13 protein-coding genes are annotated in these 14,962 nt (G+C 64.8%); 6 read left to right on the top strand and 7 right to left on the bottom strand.

All coding sequences use genetic code 11. The features are described 5' to 3' along the window. The first annotated feature begins 45 nt into the window (after positions 1 to 45). Positions 46 to 741, top strand: coding sequence for a PAQR family membrane homeostasis protein TrhA (gene trhA, locus ACR9YP_RS38325; protein ID WP_438104904.1), 696 nt, complete (start codon positions 46 to 48; stop codon positions 739 to 741). 53 nt (positions 742 to 794) lie between these two features. Further along, on the top strand, positions 795 to 1,589 hold the full coding sequence (locus tag ACR9YP_RS38320; RefSeq protein WP_438104902.1) for an SDR family oxidoreductase: 795 nt from the start codon (positions 795 to 797) through the stop codon (positions 1,587 to 1,589). A gap of 196 nt (positions 1,590 to 1,785) precedes the next feature. Here the strand turns inward: ACR9YP_RS38320 and ACR9YP_RS38315 are convergent, their stop codons facing one another. Beyond that, on the bottom strand, positions 1,786 to 2,241 hold the full coding sequence (locus ACR9YP_RS38315; RefSeq protein ID WP_438104901.1) for a MarR family winged helix-turn-helix transcriptional regulator: 456 nt from the start codon (positions 2,239 to 2,241) through the stop codon (positions 1,786 to 1,788). A 74-nt stretch (positions 2,242 to 2,315) separates the two neighbouring features. Here ACR9YP_RS38315 and ACR9YP_RS38310 point away from each other — a divergent pair, with 74 nt between their 5' ends. Next, positions 2,316 to 3,092 carry an SDR family NAD(P)-dependent oxidoreductase gene (locus ACR9YP_RS38310; RefSeq protein WP_474218523.1) on the top strand — a complete coding sequence of 259 codons (777 nt, stop codon included), beginning with the start codon at positions 2,316 to 2,318 and terminating at the stop codon, positions 3,090 to 3,092. A 95-nt stretch (positions 3,093 to 3,187) separates the two neighbouring features. Here the strand turns inward: ACR9YP_RS38310 and mdlC are convergent, their stop codons facing one another. The 4 genes from mdlC to ACR9YP_RS38290 all read right to left on the bottom strand — a co-directional run bounded on the left by mdlC (position 3,188) and on the right by ACR9YP_RS38290 (position 8,105). Beyond that, positions 3,188 to 4,810 carry a benzoylformate decarboxylase gene (gene mdlC, locus ACR9YP_RS38305; RefSeq protein WP_438104899.1) on the bottom strand — a complete coding sequence of 541 codons (1,623 nt, stop codon included), beginning with the start codon at positions 4,808 to 4,810 and terminating at the stop codon, positions 3,188 to 3,190. Between the two features lie 145 nt (positions 4,811 to 4,955). Further along, positions 4,956 to 5,807 carry an HTD2 family dehydratase gene (locus ACR9YP_RS38300; RefSeq protein WP_438104897.1) on the bottom strand — a complete coding sequence of 284 codons (852 nt, stop codon included), beginning with the start codon at positions 5,805 to 5,807 and terminating at the stop codon, positions 4,956 to 4,958. Positions 5,808 to 5,822: 15 nt separating this feature from the next. Then, the gene (locus ACR9YP_RS38295; RefSeq protein WP_438104895.1) at positions 5,823 to 6,926 is read right to left on the bottom strand and encodes a CaiB/BaiF CoA transferase family protein; all 1,104 of its coding nucleotides are present in this window, start codon (positions 6,924 to 6,926) and stop codon (positions 5,823 to 5,825) included. Positions 6,927 to 6,935: 9 nt separating this feature from the next. Continuing rightward, positions 6,936 to 8,105 carry an acyl-CoA dehydrogenase family protein gene (locus ACR9YP_RS38290; protein WP_438104894.1) on the bottom strand — a complete coding sequence of 390 codons (1,170 nt, stop codon included), beginning with the start codon at positions 8,103 to 8,105 and terminating at the stop codon, positions 6,936 to 6,938. Positions 8,106 to 8,230: 125 nt separating this feature from the next. Between ACR9YP_RS38290 and ACR9YP_RS38285 the strand changes: the two genes are divergently transcribed. Further along, positions 8,231 to 9,151 (top strand): LysR substrate-binding domain-containing protein, encoded by a 921-nt coding sequence (locus tag ACR9YP_RS38285; protein WP_438104892.1) that lies wholly within the window; start codon positions 8,231 to 8,233, stop codon positions 9,149 to 9,151. 381 nt (positions 9,152 to 9,532) lie between these two features. On the opposite strand, the gene ACR9YP_RS38280 is transcribed toward ACR9YP_RS38285, so the two are convergent. Continuing rightward, positions 9,533 to 10,807 carry a cytochrome P450 gene (locus tag ACR9YP_RS38280; RefSeq protein WP_370986172.1) on the bottom strand — a complete coding sequence of 425 codons (1,275 nt, stop codon included), beginning with the start codon at positions 10,805 to 10,807 and terminating at the stop codon, positions 9,533 to 9,535. Between the two features lie 179 nt (positions 10,808 to 10,986). Beyond that, positions 10,987 to 12,252, bottom strand: a complete 1,266-nt coding sequence (locus ACR9YP_RS38275; RefSeq protein ID WP_438104890.1) for a cytochrome P450 — start codon at positions 12,250 to 12,252, stop codon at positions 10,987 to 10,989. 311 nt (positions 12,253 to 12,563) lie between these two features. On the opposite strand from ACR9YP_RS38275, the gene ACR9YP_RS38270 reads away from it, so the two are divergent. Together ACR9YP_RS38270 and ACR9YP_RS38265 are read left to right on the top strand one after the other, a co-directional pair. Further along, positions 12,564 to 13,709, top strand: a complete 1,146-nt coding sequence (locus tag ACR9YP_RS38270; protein WP_438110533.1) for a YjgN family protein — start codon at positions 12,564 to 12,566, stop codon at positions 13,707 to 13,709. Between the two features lie 3 nt (positions 13,710 to 13,712). Then, the gene (locus tag ACR9YP_RS38265; RefSeq protein WP_438104888.1) at positions 13,713 to 14,825 is read left to right on the top strand and encodes a M48 family metallopeptidase; all 1,113 of its coding nucleotides are present in this window, start codon (positions 13,713 to 13,715) and stop codon (positions 14,823 to 14,825) included. Positions 14,826 to 14,962 lie beyond the last annotated feature (137 nt).

Here is a 14,962-nt window from a genome sequence, read left to right as displayed (position 1 = left end):
CGAAAGACCCATACAAGAGGGCATTGCCACGCTTTGCGGATTGCCATGACCGTCTTCCAACTGAAACAGCTTGCATCCAGCTCCGTCCACGCCGCAGCCGACGCGATCGGCTGGAACTACGATCGCGCCGAACTGATCGCCGACGGCGTCGTGCATGCGATCGGCGTCCTCTTCGGCATCGTCGCAGCGACCGTGCTGGTGGTGCTGGCCGCGGTCTATTCCGACACCACCGACATCGTCGGCGTCTCGATCTACGTCGCCGGCTTGATCTCGATGCTGGTGCTGTCGGCGACCTATAATCTCTGGCCGGTGTCGCCGGCAAAATGGCTGCTGCGGCGGTTCGACCATTCCGCGATCTATCTGTTGATCGCGGCGACCTACACGCCGTTCATCCTGGAAGTGAAGGACAGCGTGTTCGCGCTGGTGCTGCTTGCCGGCGTCTGGTGCGTGGCGATCCTCGGCATCGTGCTGAAGCTTCTCTATCCCGGCCGGTTCGACCGGGTCTCGGTCGGCATCTATCTCGCGATGGGCTGGAGTGGCCTCATGATCTACGACGCCGTCGTCAGGGCGTTGCCCTCGCTGGTGCTGGGCTTCATCCTTGCAGGCGGCCTGCTCTACAGCTTTGGCGTGATCTTCCACGCCTGGCGGCGGCTGCGCTTCCAGAATGCGATCTGGCACGGCTTTGTCTTGGCCGGCGCGGCGTGTCATTATACCGCGGTGCTCGACCTCGTGTTGAGCTAAGCAAGCCGCGAAGCGGTATAAGAGACGCGGTCCAGGACAAGAGGAGACGTCGCATGCAGGTGACTGGCAAGATCGTGGTCGTCACGGGCGGCGCCAATGGCATCGGCAAGGCGCTGTGCGAGGCTTTTCAAGGGGCGGGTGCAGCCAAGGTCGTCGTCGCGGACATGGACGCCGCCAATGCGAGGGCGGTCGCGGCCATGGTGGATGGTGCCGCCTTCAAATGCGACGTCGCGCAGGAAAAGGACATCGCGCACGTCATCGAGGAGACCGAGCGGCAGTTCGGCCCGATCGAATTGTTCTGCTCCAATGCAGGCATCGGCGGCGGCTTCGATCCGATGTCGGAAAATGCCGGCGGCGCCTCCGACGAGCCGTGGCAGCGCAGCTGGGCCATCCACGTCATGGCCCACGTCTATGCCGCGCGGCATCTGGTTCCGCGCATGAAGGCGCGTGGCGGCGGCTATTTCCTCAACACCATCTCGGCCGCGGGCCTGTTGTCGCAGGTCGGCAGCCCGGCCTATTCGACGACGAAGCACGCCGCGGTCGGCTTTGCCGAAAATCTCGCGATCTCGCACAAGGCCCACAACATCAAGGTCTCGATCCTCTGCCCGCAGGGCGTCGACACCAACATGCTGCGCTCGATCCCGAAAGGCCCGCAATCCGGCGACGGCGACCTGACGCCGGAGCAGGTGGCGAAAGACGTGCTCGCCGGCCTCGAACAGGAGACGTTCCTGATCCTGCCGCATCCCCAGGTGCTCGGCTACATGCGCAAGAAGACCGAGAATTACGACCGCTGGATCGGCGGCATGGCCAAGATCCAGGCGAAGATGCGGGAGGAGTTCGGGAAGTGACCGCCACATTTGACGCTGTCATGCCCCGCGACCCGGCTACGCCCAGGCTTCGCCGGGGTTGAGGTCCAGGGGCGCCGAAGCTTTAGCGAAGGCGGCAGGCGGGGCATCCAGTACGCCGCGGCCTATCGAATAAACTACGACCATCTCGGAGTACTGGATCGCCCGGTCAAGCCGGGCGATGACACCGAGAGTGCGGCTACGCCGCCATCTCCTCCTCCATCCGGCTTTGCCGCAACGCCCGCGCATAGAGCATCATCCCCTCGCGCACGGTGCGCTGCTCCGCCTCCGTCAGCGCCGCCAGCGCTCCGCTCACCTGCTGGCGCCCAAACGCGTGCAGCGCCTCCAGCGTGCGCCGTCCCTTCGCTGTCAGCGACATGAGCTTGCTGCGTGCATCAAGCTCATCAGGCGTTTCCCTGAGCTCGCCGCAGTCGATCAGCTTGCGCACCAGGCGGCTGACGCTGGATTTTTCCAACCGCAGGAAATCGCCGAGCTCTCCCGAGGTCATGGGCCCGCGGATGCCGATCTCCAGGATGGTGTGCACCGCCGACGGCGGATAGTCCGATGCCGCCACCGTCGCGTCCATGAAGCCGAGCTCGCGCACCATCAGGCGCGAGGCGGCGCGGATATCGTCGATCAGCGAAAGCTCGGCCATCTTGACTCCCGGCATATAGTTGTATCATACAACTATATGCGTGCAACGGCGCGCGCAAGCGTTTTGGAGTAGCCATGAGCGGAACTTTGCCGGCGGGGATGCGGATGAGGGGCAAGGTCTGCCTGGTGACGGGCGGTGGCAGCGGCATCGGCCGCGCCACCGCGCTGCGGATGGCGTCCGAAGGCGCAGACGCGATTTTTGTCGCGGGGCGGCGCGAGGCCGAGATCGAAGCCACCGCCGCGGCATGCAGCGAACTCGGTGCGTTGGCCATTCCGGTCAAGACCGACATCACGCGAGAGGACGACGTCGCGCGCCTCGTCAGCGCGGCCGTGACGCGTTGCGGCCGGCTCGACGTGGCTTTCAACAATGCCGGATTCCAGGAGCGCCGCGCGCCGCTGGAGGAGCAGGGCACGGAGATCTACGACAGCGTGTTCGACACCAATGTCCGCGCGCTGTTCCTGTGCCTGCGCCATCAATTGCCTGTTATGCTGGGGCACGGCCGCGGCAGCATCGTCGTCAACGCCTCCGTCAGCGGCGTGCGCAATCCCAATCCCGGCTTCTCGCTCTACTCGGCCTCCAAGGCCGCCGCGATCTCGCTGACGCGTTCGGCCGCGATGGAGAATGCCCCCCGCGGCATCCGCATCAACGCCATCGCGCCCGGGCGCGTCGTCACCGACATGATGCTACGCGCCGGCGTCGGCGATGTCGCAACGGTGAGCGCCGGCCTGCCGCTGCGGCGGATGGGGAGCCCGGAGGAAGTGGCGGAGGCGGTGGTGTGGCTGGCGTCGGACGCGTCGTCGTATGTCGTGGGACACGTGCTCGCGGCTGATGGGGGATTTTTGGCGTCGTGATGTGTAGCCCGGATGGAGCGCAGCGTAATCCGGGACCAACTCGCTTGTGGCAGGAGTCCCGGATTTCGCTTTGCTCCATCCGGGCTACGACAGTGTCAATGCTTCTGCCCGTACAGCACCGGCACCGCCGCATCCACGACGACCTCGACGAGGCAGGTGCCTGCATGTGCCATCCCGCGTTTCAGCGCTTCGCCCAGCTCCGCCGCCTTGCTCACCCGCACCGCATGGCAGCCCATGCCTTCGGCGAGCCGCACGAAATCGATCCCCGGCAGCTCCAGCCCCGGCACGTTACGCACCTGCATCACCTGGCTGAACGAGCGCATGGCGCCGTAGCCGGAATTATTGATGACGACGACGGTGAGCGGCAGCTTGCGCTGCACGGCGGTCCATAGCGCCTGGATCGAATACATCGCCGAGCCGTCGCCGATTAGGCAGACCGTGCGCTGCTTTGGCTTGCCGAGCGCCATGCCGACCGCGGCGGGCAGGGAGTAGCCGAGGCCGCCGCTCGCCATCGTGTAAAAACTGTCCTGGCCGCGCATCGGCATGAACTTCTGCATAGCCGGCCGGTGCGACGGCACCTCCTCGACCAGCGACGCGCCCCCAGGCATCGCCTGCGACAACGAATGCAGCAGGAAGTCGACGGGCAGCGGATCGGCGGCTTGCGGCGGCGGCGGCAGCGTGCGGCCTTTCGGCGTTGACCGCTTGCTCTCCGGCAAAAGGTCGAGCAGCAGACTCAGCGCCGGCTTCATGGTGGCGATGATGCTGGTGCCGACCGGCGTCACCGCCGCCGCATCCGGATCATCCGTGATCTGGAAGATCGTCGCGCCGCCGTCGAAAATCGCGGCATGGCCCTCGACATGGAAGGTGAACACCGGCGCGCCGATGACGACCACGAGGTCGTGCTCGCGCAGCGCATCGGACAGCTGCGCGGGCGACGCATGCAGGAAGCCCGCGAACTGCGGATGCCGCTCGGGAAACGAGCAGCGCGCCGAGAACGGGCTGACCCAGACGCTGGCCTTGGCCTTCTCGGCGACGCGCACCATCAGGTCGACCGCGCCGGCGCGGTCGACGCCGGGACCGACCACGAGCGCGGGGTGCTTGCTCGACGTCAGCGCCTTCACCAGCGCCTGCATCGCGTCAGGTTCGGGCCCGATCTCGCGGCTGACCTTGCGCGCCTCGATGGGAGCTGCCGCATGCGCCCAGTCGTCGATCGGGATCGACACGAAGGTCGGGCCGCACGGCGGCTGCATCGCGGTGTAATACGCGCGCGCGATCGCGGCCGGCACGTCCTCGGGCCGCGCCGGCTCGACGCTATATTTGACGTAAGGCCGCGGAAACTCGGAGGCGCGCTCGGCATAGAGGAATGCCTGTAGCGGCAGGATCGAGCGCGCCTGCTGGCCCGCGGTGATCACGAGCGGTGTCTGGTTGCGATGCGCGGTGTAGATGTTGCCGAGCGCGTTGCCGACGCCGGCCGCCGAATGCAAATTGACGAAGCCGGCATTGCGCGTCGCCTGGGCGTAGCCGTCGGCCATGCCGACCGCGCTGGCTTCCTGCAGCGCCAGGACGTAGTCGATGTCATCGGGCCAGTCGCTCAGGAACGGCAGCTCGGTCGAACCGGGGTTGCCGAACACCTTATTGATGCCGAAGGATCGCAGCAGGTCGAGAGTTGCCTGCTTCACGGTGACGGATCTGCTGCCGGTCTTGCCGTTCTTGGACATGGTTCCGTCCCTTGTTGGTTAGCGAAGGTAGCAGCCCCGCACTCGTCATTGCGAGCGAAGCGAAGCAATCCAGGCTGTCGCCGCCGTGGCAGTCTGGATTGCTTCGTCGCTTCGCTCCTCGCAATGACGAGGAGGCAGCGGTGGCTTACCACACCGCCGTCCCCTTCATCGTCGGCTGCCCTTCCGCGTTCGCAGTCCACAGCTCCATGCTCTCGCCGCTGTCATTCGCGTTGATGGAGAACTCCGTGCCTTCGAACAGCGGCTGCACACCGCGATAGGTGAACTTCTTCGGCGCCTTGCCGCCGTGCAGTTTCGCCGCCATTTCGATGATCAGTGCCGCCTGCAACGGCCCGTGGAAGATCAGGCCCGGATAGCCCTCGACCTTGGTGACGTAGTCGCGGTCGTAATGGATGCGGTGGCCGTTGAAGGTCAGCGCGGAGTAGCGGAACAGCAGCACGGGATCCGAGACATGGGTTTCGCGATGCTGCGCCTTCGGTGGCGGGGGCGGAGCCTTTGCGGGCGCCGGCGCGCTGCTCGTCATCTCGCGATAGACGATGTCCTGCCGCTCGCGAATGGCGAGCCCGCGCGGCGAAGAGATGCTGTGCTCGACCGAGACGAAGCACAGCGTGCCGGTCGAGCCTGATTTCACCTGTACGTCGGCAATATGCGACGTCCGCGTCGATTCGTCGCCGACGCGCAGCGGCTGCAAAAATTCGATCTCGCCGCCGGCCCACATCCGGCGCGGCAGCGGCACCGGCGGCAGGAAGCCGCCGCGGGTCGGGTGACCGTCGGGGCCGAGCATCGACATCGGAAACACCGGCTGCGCCAGGCACCAATGCACCGTGAACGGTGCGGCATCGCCGGTCCTGGGCTCGCCGACGTCCTGGAACAGCGTCGCGCGCAGGCCCTTCACGAGCTGCGCGGTGACGATGTCGGTGGCCTCCGTGCTGCGGCCGATCCATTGCCTGAGATGATCGATGTCGAGCTTCTCGGTCATGACGCCTCGCTCTTGTTATTTCCTGGATTGGGGACGCTCGCCGATGGCGGGCACCGGGCCATACGAGCGCGTCTCGCCGACGATGATCGGCGCCGGCGCGGGATAGCTGACGCGGCCGTTCGGCGTGTCGACCTCGATGCGGCGCAGATGCGGATGGCTGGTCAGGTCGGCCATGGTGTTGACCTCGGCGAAGGCGATGTCGGCGTCCGACAGCCGCTTCAGAAGCTCGTCGCGCGTCATCTTGCCAAAGATATCTGCGACCGTCTTATCGGTGAAGTCGCGGTTGCGCACGCGCTCGACCATGTTGGCGACGCGCGGATCGCTCGGCAGATCCGGCTGGTCCAGCACCTTGGCGCAGAGCGTCTTCCACTCGCGCTCGCTCTGGATCGAGATCAGGATGTCCTTGCCGTCCTTGGAGGTGAACACGCCGTAGGGCGCGATCGAGGGATGGCGCAGGCCCATGCGCTTGGGCGGATTGCCGGCCTCGGAGTTGAGCAGCGGCACGGTGCACCAATCGGCCATCACGTCGAACATGGAGATGCGGATGTCGGCGCCCTTGCCGGTGCGCCCGCGTGCGATCAGCGCTTCCAGGATCGCCGCATGTGCGGTGGCGCCGGTTGCGACGTCAACGATCGACATGCCGACGCGCGAGGCGCCGTCGGGGTTGCCGGTGATCGAGGCGAGGCCGCTCTCGGCCTGAATCAGGAGATCGTAGGCCTTGCGATGCGCGTAGGGACCCTCATCGCCATAGCCGGTGATGGTGCACGAGATCAGCTTTGGATAGTCCTTCAGCAGCCGCTCGCGCGAAAAGCCGAGCTTGTCCATCGAGCCCGGCTTGAGGTTCTGGATCAGCACGTCGGCGCTCGCGATCAGCTTCTCCAGCTCGGCGCAGCCTTCTTTCGTGGCGAGATCGACCACCGCCGATTGCTTGCCGCGGTTGAGCCAGACGAAATAGCTGCTCTGGCCCTTGGCCGCCGCGTCATAGCCGCGGGCGAAATCGCCCTCGGGCCGCTCGATCTTGATCACTTCCGCGCCGGCATCCGCTAGGCGTGATGAACAGAACGGCGCCGCGACCGCCTGCTCGACCGCAATCACCCTGATCCCCTCAAGTGCTCCCATGGCGCGACCTCAGTACGAGCGGGGCATGCCGAGCACGTGCTCGGCGACATAGGACAGCACGAGATTGGTCGAGATCGGCGCCACCTGATAGAGCCGCGTCTCGCGGAATTTGCGCTCGACGTCGTATTCTTCGGCGAAGCCGAAACCGCCATGGGTCTGGATGCAGGCATTGGCCGCTTCCCAGGACGCATCGGCCGCGAGCATCTTGGCCATGTTGGCCTCGGCGCCGCAATCGAGCCCGGCCTCGTATTTGCGCGTGGCTTCCTTCACCATCAACTCGGCCGCACGCATCGAGGCATAGGCCTTGGCGATCGGGAACTGGATGCCTTGATTTTGGCCGATCGGACGGCCGAACACCGCGCGCTCCTTGGCGTAATTGGTGGCCTTCGCGATGAACCATTTGGCATCGCCGACGCATTCGGCCGCAATCAAAATGCGCTCGGCATTCATGCCGGAGAGGATGTAGCGAAAACCTTTGCCTTCCTCGCCGATCAGATTCTCGGCCGGCACCTTCATGTCGGTGAAGAACACTTCCGTGGTGGCGTGGTTCATCATGGTGCGGATCGGGCGGATCTCCAGACCATTGTTCTTGGCCTCGCGCATGTCGACGATGAACACCGAAAGACCATCGGTGCGCCTCTTGACCTGCTCCTTCGGCGTGGTGCGTGCCAGCAGGATCATCAGGTCGGAATGCTCGGCGCGGCTGGTCCAGATCTTCTGGCCGTTGACGATGTAACTGTCGTTGCCGTCCTTGCGCGCGAAGGTCTTGAGCGAGGTGGTGTCGGTGCCGCTGGTCGGCTCGGTGACGCCGAACGCCTGCAAGCGCAATTCGCCGCTCGCGATTTTCGGCAGATACTTTGCCTTCTGCTCGGCATTGCCATGCCGCAGCACCGTGCCCATCGTGTACATCTGGGCGTGGCAGCCGCCGCCGTTGCAGCCCGCGCGCTGGATCTCTTCCAGGATCGCCGCGGCTGCCGAAAGCTTCAGCCCCGCGCCGCCATATTCCTCGGGGATCAGCACCGAGAGATAGCCGGCCTCGGTCAGCGCATCCACGAATGCCTTCGGGTAGGCCATCTCGCGATCGAGCTTGCGCCAATATTCGCCGGGAAACTGCGCGCAGAGTTTTGCGACGGCTTCGCGGATGTCGGCGTAATCTTCGGTGTGGTGTTCTTGACTCATGGCGTTTCCAATCAGTAGCGGCAGTTAAGATAACGCCGGCCAATCCTCTGGCGTTGTGAAAACAACGCCAGCCCCCTATGCTCATTTGTTATAGCGTATGAAGTAGCCTTCCAGGATTGGCAAGCATGGATTTCCGTCAGCTCAGGACCTTCAGTTGCGTGGCGGAGCTCGGCAGCCTGTCCAAGGCGTCCGACACGTTGCGTGTGGCGCAGCCGGCGCTGAGCCGCCAGATCAAGCTCCTGGAACACGAGCTGCGCACCGAGCTGTTCACCCGCAACGGCCGCGGCATGGTGCTGACGGACGCCGGTCGCCTGCTGCTGGCGCGCACCTCCGGCATCGTGCGGCAGATCGACCAGATCCGCGACGACATCCAGTCGGCCAAGGGCCCGCCGTCGGGCCAAGTCGTGCTCGGCCTGGTTCCGACCGTGAGCTGCGTGCTGTCGGCGCGTTTTGCGCGGCGCTGCGTCGAGAAATTTCCCGGCATCTCGCTGCGCATCGTCGAGAGCTACAGCGGCCATCTCGTCGAATGGCTGCATCGCGGCGAGATGGATCTCGCCATCCTCTACGGCCGCTCGGCCGATCTGCATCTCAATGTGCAGAGCTTGGGGCGCGACAACATCGTCGCGGTCGGCCCGCGCGGCTGTGGTCTCGCGCGCAAAAAGAGCGTCGACATCGGCTGGCTGCTGCGGCAGCGGCTGGTGCTGCCGAGTCATTCCCACGGCCTTCGCGCCCTGATCGAGCACGCGGCCGCCCAGCGCAAGATCAAGCTCGACGTCCAGTTAGAAGCGGATTCGTTCCGCGTGCTGACGAGCCTGGTCGAGGAGGGCCTCGGTTTCGCGCTGCTGCCGCCCTCGTCGGTCCACGGCGAGGTCGCAGATGGGCGATTGGAGGCCGCGCCCGTATCCAAGCCGATGACGCGCGAGCTCATTTTTGCTTCTCCGATCGATCGTCCGGCCTCGACGGCCTCGCTCGCCATCACCGCGCTTTTGCGCGAGGAGGTCGCCGCCTGCCGCAAGGAGGGTGTGTGGGACATCAGGCTCGCGTGATCTTCGCCTCTCCCCGCCTGCGGGGAGAGGCCGGAATTTGCGCAGCAAATTCCGGGTGAGGGGGAGTCTCCGCGAGTCCCACTGTTACCGTCTCCGCGGAGATTCCCCCTCACCCCAACCCTCTCCCCGCAAGCGGGGCGAGGGAGCGCACCGAACGCTGCCGCGCCAGCGGTTTAGGGCACAAGCCCGCAGCCGGCCCTTCGCATCTTGAGCGAGCTGTCATGCCGGAATTTTATAGCTGGCGGGCGTCAACGCGCCGCGGCTACGAGTGTGCAAAACCTCGTCATTGCGAGCGCAGCGAAGCAATCCAGGATCCCTCTGCGGAGACAGTCTGGATTGCTTCGTCGCAAGAGCTCCTCGCAATGACGGAGGATGGGGCCATCACCCCGGAATCCTTACCGGCAGCGACTCGTACCCCTTGATGAAGCTCGAATAGATCCGCTTCGGCTCGCCGACCACCTCGATGCGGTCGAAGCGCTTCAGCATCTCCTCCCAGACGATGCGGAGCTGGAGCTCGGCGAGGCGCATGCCGACGCAGCGGTGGATGCCGAAGCCGAAGGAGAGGTGGGTGCGCGGCCGCGGGCGGTCGATGATGAAGTCGTTCGGCTTCTCGAACATCTCCTCGTCGCGGTTGCCGGAGACGTACCACATCACGACGCGGTCGCCCTTCTTGATCGGCTTGCCGCCAATCTCGGTGTCGGCAAGCGCGGTGCGCCGCATATGTGCCAGCGGCGTCTGCCAGCGGATCACCTCGGGCACCATGGAATCGATCAGCGCCGGGTTGGCACGCAGCTTGTCGTACTGCTCGGGGTTCTCATTCAGCGCCAGCACCGAGCCGGTCATGGTGTTGCGCGTGGTGTCGTTGCCGCCGACGATGAGCAGGATGATGTTGCCCATGAGATTGTCGGAATCCATGAACCGCGTGGCGTCGTTATGCGCCATCAGCGACAGCAAATCGTTGCGCGGCGCCGAGTTGACGCGCTGGTTCCACAGCTTGGACATGTAGGCGTAGCACTCGTCCATCTCGCGGCGGCGCTCCTCGGCCGAGGCGACGATGCCGCTCTTGGGCAGCGCGGTCGAGACGTCGGACCAGCGCGTCAGCTTGCGCCGCTCCTCCCAGGGGAAGTCGAACAGTGTCGCCAGCATCTGCGTCGTCAGCTCGATCGAGACGCGCTCGACGAAGTTGAAGGTCTCGTTGCGCGGCAGATTGTCCAGCACGGTCTGCGAGCGCTGCCGGATCAGTTTTGCCAGTTCGTCGAGATGCTGAGGGGTGAACATCGGCGACACCGTCTTGCGCTGCGCCGAATGCCGGGGCTGGTCCATGGCGATGAAGCTCGGCCAGTCATAGCCTTCCGGCACGTCGCGAATCGAGATGCCGCCGAGCGTCGAGTCCGAGGAGAAGATGCCGTGATTGGTGTCGACATGCATGATGTCGTTGTACTTCACCACCGACCAGTACGGCTCGATCGGCGCATTGGTGCAGTAATGCACCGGCTCTTCCTTGCGCAGCCGCTCGAACCACGGCCACAGCGTGTCGTCCTGGAACAGCCGGGGCGCGCCGGGGTGGAATTGCGCCAGCGGCGTCGCATAGGCCTCCTCGCGGGCCCTGCGCATGCGTTCGGCCTTGTCCACTTTAACCGGCGCTTGGATGTTCATCGTCGTGGCTCCAGTTGATCTTTTTCTTCGCCTCTCCCCGCTTGCGGGGAGAGGCCGGATTGCATCAAAGATGCAATCCGGGTGAGGGGGACTCTCCACGAGTCCGTCTCTCAGCGTGCTCGCGGAGAGAGCCCCTCACCCCGACCCTCTCCCCGTAAGGACGGGGAGAGGGAGTTAACTCACGCCGCAATCTTCACCGGCAGCGTCTCAAGTCCTTTGACGAAACTCGAATAGACCCGCTTGGGTTCGCCGACCACATCAATATGGTCGAAGCGCTTGAGAATTTCTTCCCAAATAATCTTGAGCTGGAGTTCGGCAAGCCGCAAGCCCACGCAGCGGTGGATGCCGAAGCCGAAGGAAAGGTGGGTGCGCGGGCGGGCGCGATCGATGATGAAATCGTAGGGCTTCTCGATCGCCGCCTCGTCGCGGTTGCCCGAGACGTACCACATCACGACCTTGTCACCCTTCTTGATCTGCTTGCCGCGGAACTCGAAATCGGAGAGCGCCGTGCGCCGCATATGCGCGAGCGGCGTCTGCCAGCGGATCACCTCCGGCACGAAGCTGTCGAGCAGATCGGGGTTTTGGCGCAGCTTGCGGTACTGCTCCGGATGCTGGCTCAGCGCGAGAAGCGAGCCCGACATGGTGTTGCGGGTGGTATCATTGCCGCCGACGATCAACAGGATGAGATTGCCGAGGAAGTTCTTCGCATCCATGTCGCGCGTAGCAGTGCCATGCGCCATCATCGACAACAGGTCGCTCTTCGGCGGCTGCGCGATGCGCTCTTTCCAGAGGCGAGAGAAATACGCCGCGCATTCCGTCAGCTCGGCCTGCCGTTCGTCTTCGCTCGCGACGAGGCCGTCGGGGCCGGGAATGGTGGTGGCGATGTCGGACCAGCGCGTCAGCTTGCGGCGGTCCTCCCAGGGGAAGTCGAACAGCACCGCCAGCATCTGCGTGGTGAGTTCGATCGAAACGTGGTCGACCCAGTCGAACACCTCGTCACGCGGCAGGTTGTCCAGGCACTCGGCCGAGCGCTTGCGGATGTTCAGCGCGAGATTGTCCAGATGCGTCGGCGTGAACATCGGCGCCACGGTCTTGCGCTGCGCCGCATGCCGCGGCGGGTCCATCGAGATGAAGCTCTCGCGACGCAAGTCCGGATCGATGTCGCGGATGGTGATGCCGCCGAGCGAGGAGGCCGAGGAGAACACCGAATGATTGGTCTCGATCTCCATGATGTCGTTGTAGCGCGTCACCGACCAATACGGCCCGAACATCGAGTTCTTGCAGTAGTGCACCGGATCTTCCCGGCGCAGGCGGTCGAAATAGGGCCAGAACGTATCGGTCCTGAACAATTCAGGATCGCCCGGATCGAACTGCTCCAGCGGCAGCGACGTGGCGCGTGCGCGAAGTGCGTCGAGCGTGGCCGCGCTCTCGATGGTCCCATGCATGACCGCTCTCCCTGTGGTGAACCGCGCGTTCTCGTTGAATTCTGCGCTGCGGTATTTGATTTGCAATTACAGCCGGTTGTCTGCGCCGGGGCAAGGGAGAGTTTTGCCACATCCAACCTTCACGCGAGCGTCGGATGGCCGTCACGCTGCCACGCCAACGTGACCTCCCGCACGCCGCTCGATGGGGAATCGTGCAAGAAACCAACTGGAATCGGGGTAAATCGAACCCGGCCATGTTGGGGATCGACTAACCTCTGATCTATAGTTTGACCGTAACAGATCCGCACCCCGAGGTTGCCGCCGTGAACGACATGCAATGGGCCCCCATCGGCTCCGAACCCGTCCCGCCGCCGCTGCCGCCCACGCGGGTCGATTTCACCGGCAACCGCTCCGAGTTCCGCAAATTGGCCACCAAGGGTGCCATGCTCGAACTCGTCACCTTCGGCTTCTACCGGTTCTGGCTCGTCACCGACATTCGCCGTCATCTGTGGACGAACACCGCGGTGGACGGCGATGCCGCCGAATACACCGGACGGGCTAAGGAGCTCTTGGTCGGCTTCCTGTTCGCGCTTGCGATCTTGATGCCGATCTATCTCGCGTATTTTCTTGTCGGCATCGAATTCGAGCGCTGGCAGGGTTTTGCCTCGACGCCGCTCTTCATCGCCTTCTACGCCTTCGGCCAATTCGCGATTTTTCGCGCGCGGCGCTATCGCCTGACGCGTACGGTCTGGCGCGGCGTGCGGTTCTGGATGGATGGCTCGGGCTGGGCCTATTCGCTCCGCGCCATGCTGTGGGGTGTGCTGGTGTTCCTGACGCTCGGCCTGGCGCTGCCCTGGCGCGAGGCTGCACTCGAACGCTACAAGATGCAGCACACCCATTACGGCGATCTCACCGGCGATTTCGAAGGCGACGGCTGGACGTTCTTCAAGCGCGGCTGGTGGTTGTGGCTGCTCAGCCCGATCGCGCTGCTGATCTTCCCGCTCGCGCCGTTCTTCTATGCCGAGTTCAAGGCGCGCGAATGGCGCTGGTGGCTCGACGGCATCCGCATCGGCGGCGTCAGCCTGTCCTCGCACCTGCCTCATGACGCCTTCTATGGCCTGTACTGGAAGGTGATCGGCTGGTGGATGCTGCTCACGACCGCCTTCGCGGCCTACATGGGCGGCGGCGCCTTTCTCGTCGTCACCCTGACCGGCGTTTCGGCCGAGGAGGTGTTCGGGGCTGGCAATGCTGCCAAGAGCATCCCGATGGTGGTGATGATGGTGATCGGCTATTTCGCGCTCGCCCTTGCCGTCAACATCGTCATGCGGGTCTATCTTCAGCGCGATCTCTGGGCCAAGGTGCTGGAGACCGTCGAGGTGCACAACATCGCGGCCGCGGCGGATGTGCGCGGCAGCGGAAAGCTCGCCAGCGCGCTCGGCGAAGGCTTTGCCGATGGACTGGATGTTGCAGGATTTTGAGCTGTGAGTGAGTTGTCTGCCGAGGCCCCGGCGCAGTCCGTGAAGCCGACGATCTTCTTCGACGGCGTCTCGAGCCGCAGGCGTCAGGTGATGCTGTCGCTCGGGGACGTGCTCGAGATCGCCGAAGACGGCGAAGCGCCGGTTCGCTGGGCCTATGCCGATATCCGCCGTGCCGACGGCCCAGAGGGGGTTTTGCGCTTGGCATCGACGTCAGCGCCGCCGCTCGCGCGGCTCGAGATCCGTGATGCCGCGCTTGCAGCGGATCTCACCGCGCGATGCTTGTGGCTCGACGAGCACCAGACCTCGCGCCGCGGCGTCGCAAAGATCGTGGGCTGGTCGGTGGCCGCCGCCGTCTCCATCGTCTGTGTCGTGTTGTTCGGTGTGCCGCTCGCCGCCGACCGGCTCGCGCCGCTGGTGCCGAAACCGATCGAGCGACGCATTGGCGATGCGTCTGAGGTTCAGGTCAAGACCATCTTCGGCCGCAGAGTGTGCGAGGACCCCGCGGGCAAGGCCGCATTCACAAAGCTCGTCAACCGCCTGCGCGATGCCGCCGGGCTCGACGACGATTCCACGATGGCAGGCGTGCTGCCGAGCCCGGTGCCGAACGCGTTCGCGCTGCCGGGCGGCAAGGTGTTCGTGCTGAAGGGCCTGCTCGACAAGGCCGAAAGCCCCGACGAACTCGCCGGCATCCTCGCGCACGAGCTCGGCCATCTCAAGCATCACGACAACATGCGCGGCCTGATCTACAACGGCGGCACCTCGTTCCTGATCGGCCTGCTGTTCGGCGACGTCACCGGCTCCTCGGCCGTGATCTTCGCCTCGCGCAGTGTGGTCGAAGCCTCCTATTCGCGCGAGGCCGAGACCGGCGCCGACACCTTCGCCATCGAGATCATGCATGCGCTCGGCCGCTCACCGAAACCCGCGGCCGAGCTGATGTTCCGCATCACCGGCAAGGAAGGCGGCTCTGGTTTGACAAATATCCTCGCCAGCCATCCGCTCACGGAGGACCGGCTCGCGCGGATGACCAGGGAAGATCGTCCCGCCAGCGGCCCGCCGCTGCTGACGAACAAGGAGTGGCAGTCGCTGAAGGGCATTTGCGGCAGCGGGAAGATCTGAAGCAGGAAGAGCTTTGCTTGAATTGGTGCGAGCCCAGAACTCGAATCACCTCTCCCGTAGGGAGAGGTCGGATCGCATCGAAAGATGCGATCCGGGTGAGGGGTTACAGTAGAGCGCCGTGGCCCCTCACCCGGATT

Source organism: Bradyrhizobium sp. BR14999, from assembly GCF_056106085.1.
This window is presented reverse-complemented; position numbering and strand designations above follow the sequence as displayed.